This is a genomic window from Shewanella sp. AC91-MNA-CIBAN-0169 (assembly GCF_040310165.1).
In the GTDB taxonomy this organism is placed as follows: Bacteria; Pseudomonadota; Gammaproteobacteria; order Enterobacterales; family Shewanellaceae; genus Shewanella.
Map to the genome: position 1 here is coordinate 1 of NZ_JBEOPM010000207.1, position 233 is coordinate 233.

The window sequence follows — 233 nt, forward strand, 5'->3', positions numbered from 1 at the left end:
GGAGCGGTAGTTCAGTTGGTTAGAATACCGGCCTGTCACGCCGGGGGTCGCGGGTTCGAGTCCCGTCCGCTCCGCCATTCAAGTGACTGTTTACACTTAATAAAACAGATAGTTTTTATACTATTGTTAGTTTTATTAAGCGTATACAAACCGTTTTGGAGCGGTAGTTCAGTTGGTTAGAATACCGGCCTGTCACGCCGGGGGTCGCGGGTTCGAGTCCCGTCCGCTCCGCC

At 52.4% G+C, this 233-nt stretch carries 2 tRNA genes; both read left to right on the forward strand.

Going from position 1 to position 233, the window contains the following annotated elements:
* Positions 1–77, forward strand: a tRNA-Asp gene (locus AAEY98_RS22690).
* A gap of 80 nt (positions 78–157) precedes the next feature.
* Positions 158–231: transfer RNA gene (locus AAEY98_RS22695), tRNA-Asp, on the forward strand.
* The last annotated feature ends 2 nt before the right edge of the window (positions 232–233 follow it).